Here is a 14,865-nt window from a genome sequence, read left to right on the forward strand (position 1 = left end):
ACACCAGGAGCACGAGGCTCCTCGGGACTAGTGACGCGAAGGACGCTCCCTCTCTTGCAGATCTTGCAGACAGCGACCGAGACCTTATTCCACGTCAGGCCTTATACGGCGCACTGCGCCCTGATCCAGGCCGAGGGCGACCACGCGGTGGTCGGGGTGTCGCCCGGAAACAGCTACTTCTCCCAGGCGCGCCTGCTGGACCTCGCCCGCTGGGGCCTCGCGAACTTCCGGCAGGTCGATCTCGTCTACACCGACCTGTTCGTCGCGGAGATGTACGAGGCACTGGGGTACGGTCCGGACGACGCCCGGCGCAAGGCCGTGAAGAACTTGCGCGGTGTGCGGGCCAAGGTGCGCGCCGCCGTCGAGGAGACCGACGACGGGCGGGGCCGGATCAGAGCCCACGCGATGTCGGACTTCCAGCACAACCGCGCCTACCGGCTTCTCCACGACGAGCTGCGGCAGCGGCTGGACACCGACGCCGAGTTCCGCGCGGTGATCGACGAGCTGGTCGGGGCCTACCTCGCCTCGAAGGTGCTGGCCGACGGGCGGGAGGCCACGGCCGAGCAGCGGGAGGTGTGCCTGCGCTACATCTGCGCGGAGGCGCCGCTGTTCCTGGACAGTCCGGCGATCCTCGACGTGCCGTCCTCGCTCAACTGCTACCACCAGCTGCTCCCGCTCGCGGAGCTGCTCTACTCGCGCGGGTCCGGCCTGCGCGCCTCACGCAACCAGGGCCACGCGATCGTGACGCCGGCCGCCGCCGAAGGGGGACACCAGAATGCCGCTTGAGACGATGCCGAGCGAGACGACCGCGGTCGATCCGGGAGACCTGGGCGAGCTTCCTGGCTTCCCGTTCTCCTGGCGCGGCGACCGGCTCCCGGACGAGGTCGAGGAGCTGCGCGCGGAGCCCGTCAGGCGGGTGCGGACCATCGCGGGCGACCCGGCCTGGCTGGTGTCCTCGCACGCGCTGTGCAAGCAGGTGCTGGAGGACCGCCGGTTCAGCCTGAAGGACACCTCCGCTCCTGGCGTGCCGCGTCAGTACGCGCTGACGATCCCACCGGAGGTCGTCAACAACATGGGCAACATCACCGGCGCGGGGCTGCGCAAGGCGGTGCTGAAGGCGATCAACCCCAAGGCCCCGGGCCTGGAGGCGTGGATGCGCGAGCAGGCCGCCTCGCTCGTCGACGGCCTGGTCGCGAGCGGTGCGCCCGCCGACCTGCGGCAGGGCTTCGCCAACCCGTACTCGGAGGCCATGCACTGCCGCATTCTGGGCATCCCGCTCGCGGACGCGCCGCGGCTCGCGGCGAGCCTGGACATCGCGTTCATGAACTCCGCCTGCCCGATCGCCGGTGCCAAGCTCAACTGGGACCGGGACATCGCCTATATGACGGAGCGTCTGGACGACCCGGCCACCACCGGGTTGATGGCGGAGCTGGCCGCGCTGCGGCTGGACCGCGACTACGACCACCTGACGGACGAGATGCTGGCGACCGTCGGGGTCACCATGTTCGGCGCGGGCGTCGTCTCCACGGCCGGGTTCCTCACCATGGCGTTCGTGACGCTGCTTCAGCACCCGGAACTGTGCGTGCGGTTGCGGGCGGAGCCGGAGCTCGTGCCGGCGGCGGTGGAGGAACTGCTGCGGGTCAACCTCTCCATCGGCGACGGCCTGCCCCGACTCGCCCTGGAGGACGTCCGGTTGGGCGACGTGCTGGTGCGCGCGGGCGAGCTGGTGCTGGTCCTGGTCGAGGGCGCCAACCACGACCCGGAGGCCTTCCCCGACCCGCTCGCGATCGACCTCACCCGGACCAACAGCTCCGCCCATCTCTCCTTCGGCGGCGGCCAGCACTACTGCCCGGCCACGGCGCTCGGCCGCAGGCACGCGGAGATCGCCGTCACCACGGTCCTGGAGCGGATGCCGGACCTGGAGCTGGCCGTGCCGATCGAGCAACTGGTGTGGCGCACCGGCTACATGAAGCGCCTGCCGGAGCGGCTCCCGGTCATGTGGTAGCTCGTCCGCTGCCGAGCGCCTGTTCCGGGCACCTGAGGGGCCCGGAACAGGCGCTCGGAAATTCGAGGTCAGAACCAGTGCAGGCAGTGCGGGGCGCGCTCGGCGCGGAACAGCACGTCGGCGAGCAGGGCCGCCTCGGGGCGGTGGGCCCGGATGTGGCCCGCACGCACGAGCGTGCTGGGCGTGGTGCCGCCCAGGTAGATCGCGCCGAGGTCGCGCACGTCGAGGGACAGGTCCGGCTCCCGGTCGGTCGGGGCGCACTCGGCCTTGCCGTCCCGGACGGTCAACAGGTAGCGGCCGTGCTCGCCGAGGAACGGGTCGTCGATGTCGAGCACGAGCTCGCCGTCGCTGAACCAGCCGCGCGCCGTCAGCGCGCGCGGCACGTCCAGCAGCCGGACCCAGAGCCACTCGGAGTCGTTGCTCACCTTCGCGGCAGTGAAGTCCGCCAACTGCCAGCGCAGCGGGTGGCCCGGCGGGAAGTGCTTGAACGCGACCTCGGTGACGAGGTCGTGGCCGAGCAGGAACCCGACCAGGGCGGTGGTGACGGCGTCTTCGGCCGCGATGGTCTCGTCGACCGTCAACGTGCCGTCGCTGAGCGCGTAGCTGGCGTAGCCGTCCGGGACGCCGTCGGCGTCGCGGTGGACGGCGACGTAGCGCCGCGCCGGAGCGATCGGGGGCTGTCCCGCGCGCAGCGCCCACCAGCGGTGCGGCCGGGACAGCGCCCCGGGCTGGGTGCGGCGGTACCGGTCGTAGACCGCTTCGAGGATCTCGCCGCACTCGGAACGCGGCATCACCTCGACCGAGCCGCTGCCCGATCCGCCGTCAGCGCCGGTGCCCGAACCCGGCGCCGGGGCGTCCGCCCGTCCACGCGCCCGCGGTGCGGCGAGCGCGCCCTGGTGGCGCGGCACGGTGATCCGTCCCGTGTAGGTGGCCGGTCCGTAGCCGAACCTGCCGTAGATCGGGGCCTCGGAGGCCAGCAGCACGGAGAGGAACTCCCCGCGCGCCCGCAGGTCGGTCAGCTGGCGCCGCATCATCGAGGTGAGCACGCCGCGCCGTCGGTGCGTGGGCGCGACGCCGACGGCGGTCACCCCGGCGGCCGGTGCGAGCATCCCGCCGGGCAGGGTCAGCTCGAAGGTGTACGCCGCGGCGGTCCCGACCGGCCGCCCGTCGTCGGTGACGGCCAGCAGCGCGCGGTCGATTTCGATCGCCGACCACCAGAGGCCGCCGCCGTCCTCGTTCGGGGTGTCCGGGTGGAGCCCGAACGGCACATGGAGGGTCTTGACGAAGACGTCGAGGTCCTCGTCGGTCGTGGCACGGATCTCCATCGCTGCGGCTGCCTCCTCGGAACGCGGCGCCACGGCCTGTGGTGCCGCGTCACAGTGCAGCGCCGACACCTCTCAGGGTCAATCGATTTTCGGCCGCTCGCGGCGCTCGGTCGCCGAGTCGGCCGCGACGCCGTCGAACAGGGAGCGGTCGATGGCCCGCTTGAGGATCTTGCCGGTCGCGCCCTTGGGGAGCGCGTCGACGAAGGCGACCAGGTGCGGCACCTTGTAGGCGGAGAGACGCTCCTTGGCCCAGGCCCGCAGGGCCGCGGCGTCGGCGACCGCGCCCGGGCGCAGCGCGATCGCCGCGGCGACCTCCTCGCCGTAGTGGTCGTGCGGGACACCGACGACGGCGGCCTCGACGACGTCGGGGTGCTCGTAGAGGACCTCCTCGACCTCGCGCGGATAGACGTTGTAGCCGCCGCGGATGACGAGGTCCTTCTTGCGGTCGACGATGTGGAGCTCTCCGGCGTCGTCGAGGACGCCGAGGTCGCCGGTGGCGAGCCAGCCGTCCCGCAGCACCTCGTCGGTGGCCTCGGGGCGGCCCCAGTAGCCCTTCATCACCACCGGCCCGCGCACGTGGACCTCCCCGATCCCGCCCGCGGGCAGCTCGGTGCCGTCCAGCGCGCGGACGGCGATCTCGCACCCCGGCAGCGCGGCGCCGACCGAGCCGACCGTGGTCGCCCGGTCGGCCACCTGCACGGTGGCCGAGCCGGTGGTCTCGGTCAGCCCGTAGCCCTCCAGGATGGTGCAGCCGAAGCGCTGCTCGAAGGCCCGCTTGACCTCGCCGGGCAGCGACGCGCCGCCGGAGGAGGCGAGACGCAGGGAGGCGAAGTCGGCCGGGTCGGCGTCGGCCGCCGCGTGCAGCAGCGCGTTCCACATGGTCGGGACGCCGGCCGTGGTGCTGAGCCGGTGCTCGCGGATCAGCGCCAGCATCTCCCGCGGGTCGAAGCGGGGGAGCAGTGAGAGCGACGCGCCGACGCGCATCGTCGTGGCGAGGACGCACGCCTGGCCGTAGACGTGGAAGAGCGGCAGCGCCGTGCCCGCGCGGTCGTCGGGTCCGAGACGGTGGACGCCTTCGAAGATGGACGCGCAGGCGTGCAGGTTGCCGTGGGTGAGCATCGCGCCCTTGGGGCGGCCGGTGGTGCCGGAGGTGTAGAGGATCGCGGCGGTGTCCTCGGCGGCGACCGCGGCGGGGGCTTCCGGCTCCGACTGCGGCTGCGACTCCGTCCCCGACGTCGGCGCGGCCAGGTCGTCGAGCTCGGGGTGCAGCGGCCAGTGGGGGACGCCGGCCGCGGCCGCGGCGGCGGCCGGCGCGGGGGAGACCGCGTGCCAGCCGAGGACCAGGGAGACCCCGGCGTCGGCGGCGATGTACTCGAGCTCCGGCGCGGTCGCCATGGTGTTGGCGGTGACCGCGATCGCCCCCAGTGAGAGCACGCCGTAGTACGCGGCGACGAACTCCGGCACCGAGGGGGCGATCAGCAGCACCCTCGCCCCGGGCCCGATCCCGGCGGCCCGCAGGCGGGAGGCGACGGCGCGGGCGCGGTCGCGCAGCGTGGCGTAGGACCAGGACTGACCTCCGGTTCCGTAGAGGGCGGTGCGGTCGGGGGCGGAGGCGGCGTGGTCCCACACGGGCTGCGCGGCGTTCGTCATGGGTCTCCTTCCGGAGGGCGGTCCGGTGCGGCTGACCCCGGTATAGATGAATCCAATGTCGAGTTCAAGACGTCGGACGGCCACCGCGGCAGGTTCTTGAATCCGACGTCAAGTTTGACTAGCCTCGGCGCCATGGCCACCGACAGCAGCGCACTCGCCGCGTGGGAGAAGCTGGCCCCGCGCCAGGTCGCCACGAACGGCATCGAGCTCCACGTCTACGAGGCGTGGGGCGCCGAGACGGGGGAGGGATCGGCGGAGCGCCCGCCTGTCGTCCTCTGCCACGGCTTCCCCGAGCTGGCGTTCTCCTGGCGTCACCAGATCACCGCGCTGGCGGACGCCGGCCACCGCGTCATCGTTCCCGACATGCGCGGCTACGGCGGCAGCTCCCGCCCCGCCGACCCAGCCGCCTACGACATGGTCACCCTCTGCGCCGACCTGGCCGGGCTCCTCGACGCGCTGGGCCTCGCCGACGCCGTCTTCGTCGGCCACGACTGGGGCGCGGCCGTGGTCTGGCACATGGCGCTGCTCCACCCGGGCCGGGTCCGCGCCGTCGCCGGGCTCAGCGTCCCGCCCGCGCCCCGCGCACCCGTCCCACCTCTGTCGATCCTCCGCTCGCGCCTCGGTGACGACTTCTACATCTGCTGGTTCCAGACCGCCGAGCCCGAGACCGCGCTCCGCGCGGACCTGCGCCGCACCCTGCTCAGCCGCGAGGCCCCCACGGCCGCCTGGGCCGCACGCGACGAGCCCGCCGCGCCGCTGCCGCGCTGGCTGACGGAGGACGAACTCGCAGTCTACGTCGCGACCTTCGAGGAGACCGGCTTCACCGGCGGCCTCAACTACTACCGCAACATCGACCGCACCTGGGAGCTGATGGAGCCGCTCGCCGGACGCACCGTCGACCAGCCCTCCTTCTTCGCGATCGGCTCCCGCGACCCGGTCGGCGCCTTCAGCGCCACCGACCGGCTGGACCGCGTCCTCACCGACCAGCGTGGGCAGCTCGTGCTCGACGGAGCCGGCCACTGGATCCAGCAGGAGCGGCCCGACGAGGTCAACGCCGCCCTGCTGGGCTTCCTCGGCTCGATCTGACCCTGCCGCAAGCGAAAGGAACCACCCCGCATGATCGACACGAGCGTCCTCCCGGTCCGCCCGACCAGCCTCGCCGAGCTGCAGCAGCTGATCGGCAAGGAGATCGGGCCGACCGAGTGGCACGACGTCACCCAGGAGCGGGTCGACGCCTTCGCCGAGGTCACCGGCGACCGGCAGTGGATCCACGTCGACCCGGAGCGCGCCGCGGCGAGCCCGCTCGGCGGGACGATCGCGCACGGCCTCTACAGCCTCGCCCTCGGCCCGGCCTTCTCCTACACGCTGCTCGCCCTGGACGGCTTCGCCCACGGGCTCAACTACGGCTACGACAAGGTGCGTTTCCCCGCGCCGCTGCCGGTCGGCTCGCGGATCAGGATGCGTCTGACGCTGCTCGCCGCCGACCCCGTCCCGGGCGGGATCCAGCTGCGCGCGCAGCACGTCGTGGAGCGCGAGGGCGGGGACAAGCCGATCGTGGTGGCGGAGTCGCTCGCCCGCGTCGTCGAGCGGGCCGACTGACCGGGCCGACTGCCGGGGTCCGGGGCGAGCCGATTGCTATCATCCCAGGCAGAGAGCCAGATCGGCGTCCGAGCAGGGCGCCCGAAGCATCCGATCGCCTCCGGAGGGACACGCGTGCCAGGTCAGGTCCCGACCGACGACGGCTCGAGCGCGAGGATCACCACGCCGCGCAGCGCACGCGGCGAACGCACCCGCGCCGCGCTGGTCGCGGGCGCCCGCGAGGTCTTCGAGCGCGACGGCTACCTGGACGCGCGGATCACCGACATCTCCAAGGCGGCCGGGGTCGCCTCCGGATCCTTCTACACGTACTTCAACAACAAGGAAGAGATCTTCGCCGCCGTCGTCGAGCAGGTGCAGGAGGAGATGCTCCATCCGCACCTGCGCGAGCGCACCGGCATCACCGACGCGCGCGAGCTGATCGACGCCTCGAACCGCGAGTACCTGCGCTCGTACAAGCAGAACGCCCGCCTGATGGCGCTCTTCGAGCAGGTGGCGCAGATCGACCCGACCTTCCGCGCGCTGCGGATCCAGCGCGGCAACGCCTTCGCCCAGCGCAACGCCAAGCTGATCCGGCAGCTCCAGGAGCGCGGCGAGGCCGACCCCTCCCTCGACCCGCTGGTGACGGCGCACGCGCTGTCCCACATGGTCAGCCGCATGGCTTACATGGTCTACGTGCTGGAGCAGCGCATCGCCTTCGAGCGGCTGGTGTCCACGCTCAACCAGATCTGGTGCAACGGCCTGCAGTTGCGCGAGCCCGGCGGGCACGCGCCGCAGTAGCCGCAGCCGAGGCGCATCCAGGGGGTCCGACGTGATGTCGGGCCCCTTTTCGCTGTCGACCTGCCCGCCGACCTGCGTGCCTTCCTGCGTTCCCGGCTGCCCGGCGGCTGATACTTGAACTTGACGTTGGATTCAACTATACAGGGAGGCATCCCCCGAACCTCCCGGCAGGAGCCCCTCATGTCCTTGTTCGAGCTGTCGGAGCGCGCCCAGAAGTACCAGGCCGAACTGCTGGACTTCATGGACACGCACGTCTACCCCGCCGAGGCCGTCTACGAGGAGCAGATGCGCGCCGCGGGCGATCCGCACGCCCAGCCGCCCGTCGTCGAGGAGCTCAAGGCCGAGGCGCGGCGGCGCGGGCTGTGGAACCTCTTCCACCCGGACCCGAAATGGGGCGCGGGTCTGAGCAACCTCGAGTACGCGCCGCTCGCGGAGATCATGGGCCGCAGTGCCCACCTCGCGCCCGAGGCGACCAACTGCGCCGCGCCCGACACCGGAAACATGGAGGTGCTGACGCTGTTCGGCACCGAGGAGCACCAGGAGAAGTACCTGAAGCCGCTCCTGGCCGGCACGATCCGCTCCGCCTTCGCCATGACCGAGCCGGCCGTCGCCAGCTCGGACGCGACCAACATCGAGCTGCGCATGGAGCGCGACGGCGACCACTACGTGCTCAACGGCCGCAAGTGGTTCGCCTCCAACGCGCTGCACGCCCACTGCACCGTCATGATCGTGATGGGGAAGACCGACCCCACCGCGGCGCGCCACCGCCAGCAGTCGATGATGGTGGTCCCGATCGACGCCCCCGGCGTCACCGTCCTGCGCGGCCTGCCCGTCTTCGGCTACCAGGACCGCGAGGGTCACGCCGAGATCACCTTCGAGGACGTCCGCGTGCCGCTCACCGACGTGCTCAAGGGGGAGGGCGAGGGCTTCGCCATCAGCCAGGCCCGCCTCGGGCCGGGCCGGATCCACCACTGCATGCGCGCCATCGGCATGGCCGAGCGGGCGCTGGAGCTGATGTGCCGCCGCGCGCTGTCGCGCACCACCTTCGGGCAGCCGATCGCCGACCGCGGCAACATCCAGGACTGGATCGCCGAGGCCCGCATCGAAATCGAGCAGATCCGGCTGCTGACCCTCAAGGCCGCCTGGATGATGGACACCGTCGGCAACAAGGCCGCCCGCACCGAGATCGCCGCGATCAAGGTCGCCGCGCCCAACGTGGCGCTGAAGATCGTCGACCGGGCCATCCAGGTCTTCGGCGCCGCCGGCGTCACCGACGACTTCCCGCTCGCCAGCGCCTACGCGCACCTGCGCACGCTGCGCATCGCCGACGGGCCCGACGAGGTCCACAAGGCGGCCATCGCCAAGCAGGAACTCGCCAAGTACCGGGACACCGCAGCCCGCCACGCCTGAGCCGAACCCGCCGTCAGGAGAAGCAACACATGGAGACTTCACTGGCCGCCGAGACGGTCCTCGCCGAGCGACGCGGGCCCGTCCTGGTGCTGACGCTCAACCGCCCCGAGCGGCTCAACGCCTGGACCTACGCCCTCGAGGACCGCTACTTCGACCTGCTCGACGTGGCCGAGGCCGACCCGGACGTCCGTGCCGTCGTGGTGACCGGCGCCGGGCGCGGCTTCTGCGCGGGCGCGGACCTGGAGGACCTGGAGGCCGCCGGGAACGCGGACGCCGAGACGCTCGCCCGGCTCCCGGCCCGCGGTCGCCCGCGCACCCGGCCGCTGGAGCTGCGCAAGCCGCTCATCGCCGCCGTCAACGGCGCGGCCGCCGGTCTCGGCCTGGTCGAGGCGCTCTACTGCGACATCCGGTTCGCCGCGCCGGACGCCAAGTTCACCACGGCGTTCGCGCGGCGCGGACTGATCGCCGAGTACGGCATCGCCTGGCTGCTGCCGCGCCTGGTCGGCGCGAGCCGGGCGATGGACCTGCTGCTGTCCAGCCGCGTCGTGCGCGGCGAGGAGGCCCTGGCCATGGGCCTGGTGGACTTCGTCGTCGAGCGCGAGGGCCTGCTCGACGCGGCCGTCGCCTACGCCACCGAGCTGGCCGAGCAGTGCTCGCCCTGGTCGATGCAGACGATCAAGCAGCAGGTGCTGCGCGGCCTGGACAGCAGCTTCGCCGCATCGGTCGCCGAGGCGGACGCGCTGATGCTGGACAGCTTCGCCCGCCCCGACGTGCGCGAGGGCGTCGCCAGCTATCTCGAACACCGCGCCCCCGCCTTCCCGCCGCTGCCCGCCCCCGGAACCTGAGGGACCGACACCCGAGATGACCCTGCCCACCCAAGAGGACCTCGAGCCGCCGAAGGCCGTGCTCACCGACTACGGCGGCGTGCTCACCACCGACATCTTCGTCTCCTTCCGGGCCTTCTCCGCGCGCGTCACCGGCGACCCGCTCACCGTCGAGCGGCTGCTGCGCGAGGACGAGGACGTGTCCCGTGCGCTCGTCGCGCACGAACGCGGCCTGCTGCCGCAGGCCGGTTTCGAGGAGCGCCTGGCGGCCGCACTGCGGGCGCTCGGCGCGGACGTGCAGTCCGACGGCCTGCTGGCCGCGCTCAGCGCGGACATCCGCCCCGACGAGGCGATGCTCGCGGCCGTCCGCCGCCTGCACGCGAGCGGCGTCCCGGTCGCGCTGGTCTCCAACGCCCTCGGCGACGACCTCTACCGGGGTGTCGACCTCGCCTCGCTCTGCGCCGTCGCGGTCATCTCCAGCCAGGTCGGCGAACGCAAGCCGAGCCGCCGCATCTACGCGCTGGCCTGCGAGCGACTCGGCGTCGCGTCCGAGGACTGCGTGATGATCGACGACCTGGAGCAGAACCTCGCCGGTGCGGCGCGCCTGGGCATCCGGGGGCTGCACCACGTCGAGAGCGGGCAGACCGTCCGCAGCCTGGAACAGCTTTTTCCGCAGGCCTTTGGTTGAACCTCTAGCGCGTCGGGCGTGGACCCGACAAGATCAGGGACCGTTGCAACGAGTTGCAGCAACAGCAGCGACCACGGTTCGGCGGGAGGGGCGGGCATGAGCACCGCGAGCGAGCAACGGCCCACGGACGTCTCGCGACGGAGGTTCCTCGGCTACGTCCTCGCCGCCTCCACGCTGACCGTCGCCGCGCAGCTCGGCGAGGGCGCGGCCGCGCCGCGGGCCGAGGCGGCCGTGCCGGGGGTGCCGGAGCCCGCGGACCTGTACGACCTGAACGACATGCTCACCGACGCCACGCTGGCGACCGCGAACCTGATCACCATCACCCTCAATCCGGACGGCACCGCCTCGTTCGCGCTGCCGCGCGCCGAGGTGGGTCAGGGGATCACCACCTCCACCGCGATGCTGATCGCGGAGGAGCTGGACCTGCCCCTCGACAAGGTGCAGGTCTCCCTCGCCGACGCCCGCCCCGAGCTGCTCTTCAACCAGCTCACCGGCGGCTCCAACACCACCATCTCCACCTACACCCCCGTCCGCGTCGCCGCCGCGACCGCCAAGCAGCAGCTGCTGGAGGCCGCGGCGGCGGAACTGGGCGTGCCGCTGTCCGCGCTGTCCGCCCTCCAGGGCGTGATCACCGCGCCGGACGGCCGTTCCCTCAGCTACGCGGAACTGGCCGTCAAGGCGGCGAGCCTGACGAACCTCCAGGTGTCGGTGACGCTCAAGCCCGCCTCCGCGTTCCGCGTCATCGGCACGCCGCAGAACCGCGTCGACGCGCTGGACGCCGTGACCGGCCGCAAGCAGTTCGCGATGGACGTGCAGGTGGCGGGCGCCATGCCCGCGATGATCTGCCGACCGCCGACGATCAACGGCACGGTGGTGTCGGTGCAGAACCAGGCCGCGGTGCAGGCCATGCCCGGGATCACCGACGTCGCCGTCGTCTCCACGGGCGTCGCGGTGCGCGGGCGCACCTTCGGCCAGTGCATCGACGCCGTGCGGGCGCTCCAGGTCACCTGGGGGCCGGGCAGCGAGGACGCCGCCACCGACGCGACCGTGCTCGCCGAGCTGCGGGCCGCGGAGAACCCGATCGTCACGCCGCCGCTGCCGCTGTTGACCAAGGCGATCGACGCCCGGTTCACCTTCCACTTCGCCAGCAACAGCGCGCTGGAGAGCAACTGCGCCGTCGCCGATGTGCGCGCGGACAGCGCCGAGATCTGGGCCTCCGTCAAGGCGCCGATCACGGCCCAGGAGGAGATCGCGGGCCGGCTGGGGCTGCCCGTCGGTGCGGTGACCGTCCACGTCACGCAGGGCGGAGGGTCCTTCGGGCGCAAGCTGTTCCACGACGCCGCGCTGGAGGCGGCGGAGGTCTCGAAGGCGATGGGCAAGCCGGTGCGGCTGATGTGGCACCGGACCGACGACTTCCGGCACGGCCGGGTCCACCCGATGTCCATCTCCCGGGTGCGGGCCACGTACTCGCTCGGGCAGGTGCTCACGCTCGACCAACGGCACACCTCCGTGGCCACGGAGTTCGGACACGGCCTGGGCGAGATCATCACCTCCTCGGTGGCCAAGCTGCCCGTCGGCGGGCTCACCTTCTCGGAGACGATCTTCTCGCTCACCCAGCAGACGCCCTACAACTTCGGCGTCACCACGCAGTTGCTGACCGAGGTGGACAACGGCTTCCACACCGGCAGCATGCGCAACATCTACTCGCCGAACGTGCGCTGCGCCCAGGAGCTGATCGTGGACCAGCTCGCCGCGGCGATGGGCCAGGATCCCTACCACTTCCGGCGGAACTTCCTGAAGGACCAGCGAGCCGTCGCCGTTCTCGACAAGGTCGCCCAAGTGGGCGACTGGGGGCGGACGATGGCGCCCGGCACGGCGCAGGGCATTGCGATCCACCCCGAGTACCACGGGTTCGTCGCCGTCCTCGTCGAGATCGACTGCACCCCGGCGACCGTCAACCGGAAGATCCCGGACGCCGTCACCGGCCCGCGCGTCACCAAGGCCGTCTGCGCGGTCGACGTCGGCCTCGCGGTCAACCCCAAGGGCCTGGAGGCCCAGATGATGGGCGGCATCATGGACGGCATCGCCGTCACGCTCACCTCCAGCCTGCACCTGGACGGCGGCCACTTCCAGGAAGGCAGCTGGGACAACTACTTCTACACCCGCCAGTGGAACACCCCGCCGGAGCTGGACATCATCGTGATGCCGCCGACCACCGGAACCCCGGGCGGCGCGGGGGAGCTGGCCGTCGCCGGTTCCATGGCCGCGGTCGCCTGCGCCTACGGGCGCGCGACCGGGATCATGCCGACGACCTTCCCGATCAACCACGACGCACCGCCGGCCTTCACCCCGCTGCCGACCGTCCCGCCGATCCCGCAGTCGCCCACCGACGGCCTCAGCCGCGCCTACTAGGCGAAAAGGAGCACACGTCTTGCCTTCGCACACCTTCGTCCTCAACGGGCAGCAGGTCACCGTCGACGTCGAGGACGACGTCCGGCTGCTCTGGGTCCTGCGCGACATCCTGGGCGTGACCGGGCCCAAGTACGGCTGCGGGCTGGGCGTCTGCCAGGCCTGCACCAGCCACGTCAACGGCAGGGCGGTCAACATCTGCTGCGTCCCCGTCTCCGACGTGCAGCCGACGGACGAGGTGACCACCATCGAGGGACTGCCCGCCACGGTCGGCCAGGAGCTGCACCCGATGCAGCAGGCCTGGCTGGACATGGACGTGCCGCAGTGCGGCTACTGCCAGCCCGGCCAGATCATGGCCGCCGTCGCCATGGTGCTCCAGGCACGTGCCGCAGGTCAGCAGCTCGGCGACGCTGACTTCGACCAGATCCGCAACATCTGCCGCTGCGGCACCTACCACAGGATCCGTGAGGCGATCCTCTCCGCGCAGACCAAGTTCTGACCGCTGCACGGTCCTTGACGCTCCATCATCAACGTGGCGACACTGTTGGCCATCCGCCGTCCCTGAGCAGAGGGGCGGAGGCGCAGTCGCAATTGTTAGCGCTCACAATCCCAACGGAGTGCGATCATCATGCTGCAACGGATGCTCCTGGCGCTCGCCGCCGTCACCGCCGCCCTCCTCGCCGCGCTCGTCGGCCCCGCGGGCGCTGCCCGCGCCGCCGCCTCCGGGCCGTGCGACATCTACGCCGCCGCCGGGACGCCCTGCGTCGCCGCGCACAGCACCACCCGCGCCCTGTACGCGAGCTACAACGGTGCGCTGTACCAGGTCAGACGGCTCTCCGACGGCGCGACCACCGACGTCCACCCGATCGGCGCCGGCGGCTACGCGAACGCCGCCACCCAGGACTCCTTCTGTGCGAGCTCTGCCTGCTTCATCACCGAGATCTACGACCAGAGCGGCCGCGGCAACAACCTGACCGTCGAGGGCTCCGGCGGCAACGGCGGCGCCGACGTGGGCGCGATCGCCGACGCGCTGCCGACCACCTTGGGCGGCGTCAAGGTCTACGGCGTCTACGTGGCCGCCGGCGTCGGCTACCGCGACGACGCCACCAGCGGCGTCCCGACCGGCAGCGCGCCCCAGGGCGCCTACATGGTCGCCAGCGGCACGCACGTCAACAGCGGCTGCTGCTTCGACTACGGCAATGCCGAGACTTCCGATGACGACACCGGCAACGGCCACATGGACGCCATCAACCTCGGCACCGAGTGCTGGTTCGCCCCCTGCTCCGGCTCCGGACCGTGGGTCCAGGCGGACCTGGAGAACGGCCTGTTCGCGGGCGCCAACGGTTCCGACACCGCCAACAAGGGGAACGCCGGTGCCTTCGTCACCGCCGTGCTGAAGAACAACGGCACCACCACCTACGCCGTCAAGGGTGGTGACGCCCAGTCAGGCGCGCTCTCCACCTGGTGGAACGGCGCGTTGCCGAACCTCGGCGGCTACACCCCCATGCACCAGGAGGGCGCGATCGTCCTCGGCACCGGCGGCGACGACAGCAACAGCTCCGTCGGCTCGTTCTTCGAGGGCGTCATCACCGCCGGCTACCCGACCGACGCCGCCGACAACGCCGTCCAGGCGAACGTCGTCGCGGCCGGCTACCACACCCGCACGCCCTCGTTCCCGGTCTCCGGCTCGACCTACCGGATGACCAACACCCACAGCGGCCTGGTCCTCGACGCCAGGAACTGCGGGACGGGCAACGGCACCGCCGTCCAGCTGTGGGCCTCGCTCGGCAACACCTGCCAGCAGTGGACGTTCACCTCGGTCGGCCCGGACGTCTACACCGTCAGGAACGTCAACAGCGGGCTCGTGCTGGACGACGACAACTGCGGCGGCGCCAACGGGAACACGCTCCAGCTGTGGACGGCCCTCGGCAACGCCTGCCAGCAGTGGTACGTCCTGCCCTACGGCAGCGCCTACGAACTGGTGAACGTCGCCAGCGGGCGCACCGTCGACGCCGAGAACTGCGGCACGGCGAACGGCACGGTGGTGCGCCAGTGGCAGACGCTGGACAACACCTGCCAGCAGTGGACCATCGCGTCCTGAACCCGCGAACGCGGGTGGGTGACCGGTCCCGCGGGTGAACGCCGAACTCGGGTGGGCGCCCCACGCGGGACCGGTCG

Annotated in this window: 13 protein-coding genes; 11 read left to right on the plus strand and 2 right to left on the minus strand. The window is 71.8% G+C overall.

What is annotated here, in order from left to right; genetic code table 11:
- Positions 1-54: 54 nt before the first annotated feature.
- Together TR49_RS06335 and TR49_RS06340 are read left to right on the plus strand one after the other, a co-directional pair.
- On the plus strand, positions 55-786 hold the full coding sequence (locus TR49_RS06335) for a cyclodityrosine synthase (RefSeq protein ID WP_042378150.1): 732 nt from the start codon (positions 55-57) through the stop codon (positions 784-786).
- On the plus strand, positions 776-2,005 hold the full coding sequence (locus TR49_RS06340; RefSeq protein ID WP_304941184.1) for a cytochrome P450: 1,230 nt from the start codon (positions 776-778) through the stop codon (positions 2,003-2,005). The genes TR49_RS06335 and TR49_RS06340 overlap by 11 nt, the downstream gene beginning before the upstream one ends.
- Positions 2,006-2,073: 68 nt before the next feature.
- Here the strand turns inward: TR49_RS06340 and TR49_RS06345 are convergent, their stop codons facing one another.
- Positions 2,074-3,330 carry a GNAT family N-acetyltransferase gene (locus TR49_RS06345; protein ID WP_042378151.1) on the minus strand — a complete coding sequence of 419 codons (1,257 nt, stop codon included), beginning with the start codon at positions 3,328-3,330 and terminating at the stop codon, positions 2,074-2,076.
- A 78-nt stretch (positions 3,331-3,408) separates the two neighbouring features.
- Entirely contained in the window at positions 3,409-4,980 is a 1,572-nt protein-coding gene (locus TR49_RS06350; protein ID WP_042378152.1) for an AMP-binding protein, read from the minus strand.
- Between the two features lie 132 nt (positions 4,981-5,112).
- Between TR49_RS06350 and TR49_RS06355 the strand changes: the two genes are divergently transcribed.
- The 9 genes from TR49_RS06355 to TR49_RS06395 all read left to right on the plus strand — a co-directional run bounded on the left by TR49_RS06355 (position 5,113) and on the right by TR49_RS06395 (position 14,788).
- The gene (locus TR49_RS06355) at positions 5,113-6,066 is read left to right on the plus strand and encodes an alpha/beta fold hydrolase (protein WP_042378153.1); all 954 of its coding nucleotides are present in this window, start codon (positions 5,113-5,115) and stop codon (positions 6,064-6,066) included.
- Between the two features lie 30 nt (positions 6,067-6,096).
- The gene (locus tag TR49_RS06360; protein WP_042378154.1) at positions 6,097-6,579 is read left to right on the plus strand and encodes a MaoC family dehydratase; all 483 of its coding nucleotides are present in this window, start codon (positions 6,097-6,099) and stop codon (positions 6,577-6,579) included.
- A 114-nt stretch (positions 6,580-6,693) separates the two neighbouring features.
- Positions 6,694-7,356 (plus strand): TetR/AcrR family transcriptional regulator, encoded by a 663-nt coding sequence (locus TR49_RS06365; protein ID WP_084724616.1) that lies wholly within the window; start codon positions 6,694-6,696, stop codon positions 7,354-7,356.
- 180 nt (positions 7,357-7,536) lie between these two features.
- On the plus strand, positions 7,537-8,766 hold the full coding sequence (locus tag TR49_RS06370) for an acyl-CoA dehydrogenase family protein (RefSeq protein ID WP_042378156.1): 1,230 nt from the start codon (positions 7,537-7,539) through the stop codon (positions 8,764-8,766).
- 29 nt (positions 8,767-8,795) lie between these two features.
- On the plus strand, positions 8,796-9,611 hold the full coding sequence (locus TR49_RS06375) for an enoyl-CoA hydratase-related protein (protein WP_042378158.1): 816 nt from the start codon (positions 8,796-8,798) through the stop codon (positions 9,609-9,611).
- A gap of 16 nt (positions 9,612-9,627) precedes the next feature.
- Entirely contained in the window at positions 9,628-10,278 is a 651-nt protein-coding gene (locus TR49_RS06380) for an HAD family hydrolase (protein ID WP_042378159.1), read from the plus strand.
- 96 nt (positions 10,279-10,374) lie between these two features.
- Positions 10,375-12,690 carry a molybdopterin cofactor-binding domain-containing protein gene (locus TR49_RS06385; RefSeq protein WP_042378161.1) on the plus strand — a complete coding sequence of 772 codons (2,316 nt, stop codon included), beginning with the start codon at positions 10,375-10,377 and terminating at the stop codon, positions 12,688-12,690.
- A 19-nt stretch (positions 12,691-12,709) separates the two neighbouring features.
- Positions 12,710-13,186: a (2Fe-2S)-binding protein gene (locus TR49_RS06390; protein ID WP_042378162.1), complete on the plus strand. Its 477-nt coding sequence runs from the start codon at positions 12,710-12,712 to the stop codon at positions 13,184-13,186.
- A 129-nt stretch (positions 13,187-13,315) separates the two neighbouring features.
- Complete coding sequence (locus TR49_RS06395) at positions 13,316-14,788, plus strand: arabinofuranosidase catalytic domain-containing protein (RefSeq protein ID WP_042378164.1); 1,473 nt, start codon at positions 13,316-13,318, stop codon at positions 14,786-14,788.
- The last annotated feature ends 77 nt before the right edge of the window (positions 14,789-14,865 follow it).

Source organism: Streptacidiphilus melanogenes (genome assembly GCF_000787835.1).
GTDB classification, from domain to species: domain Bacteria; phylum Actinomycetota; class Actinomycetes; order Streptomycetales; family Streptomycetaceae; genus Streptacidiphilus; species Streptacidiphilus melanogenes.

What these genes read in the sequence shown, in the direction of transcription:
- TR49_RS06340 (WP_304941184.1), top strand. Translation starts at nt 776, where the DNA reads ATGCCGCTTGAGACGATGCCGAGCGAGACGACCGCGGTCGATCCGGGA.
- TR49_RS06345 (WP_042378151.1), bottom strand. Translation starts at nt 3,330, where the DNA reads ATGGAGATCCGTGCCACGACCGACGAGGACCTCGACGTCTTCGTCAAG.
- TR49_RS06350 (WP_042378152.1), bottom strand. Translation starts at nt 4,980, where the DNA reads ATGACGAACGCCGCGCAGCCCGTGTGGGACCACGCCGCCTCCGCCCCC.
- TR49_RS06355 (WP_042378153.1), top strand. Translation starts at nt 5,113, where the DNA reads ATGGCCACCGACAGCAGCGCACTCGCCGCGTGGGAGAAGCTGGCCCCG.
- TR49_RS06360 (WP_042378154.1), top strand. Translation starts at nt 6,097, where the DNA reads ATGATCGACACGAGCGTCCTCCCGGTCCGCCCGACCAGCCTCGCCGAG.
- TR49_RS06370 (WP_042378156.1), top strand. Translation starts at nt 7,537, where the DNA reads ATGTCCTTGTTCGAGCTGTCGGAGCGCGCCCAGAAGTACCAGGCCGAA.
- TR49_RS06375 (WP_042378158.1), top strand. Translation starts at nt 8,796, where the DNA reads ATGGAGACTTCACTGGCCGCCGAGACGGTCCTCGCCGAGCGACGCGGG.
- TR49_RS06380 (WP_042378159.1), top strand. Translation starts at nt 9,628, where the DNA reads ATGACCCTGCCCACCCAAGAGGACCTCGAGCCGCCGAAGGCCGTGCTC.
- TR49_RS06385 (WP_042378161.1), top strand. Translation starts at nt 10,375, where the DNA reads ATGAGCACCGCGAGCGAGCAACGGCCCACGGACGTCTCGCGACGGAGG.
- TR49_RS06395 (WP_042378164.1), top strand. Translation starts at nt 13,316, where the DNA reads ATGCTGCAACGGATGCTCCTGGCGCTCGCCGCCGTCACCGCCGCCCTC.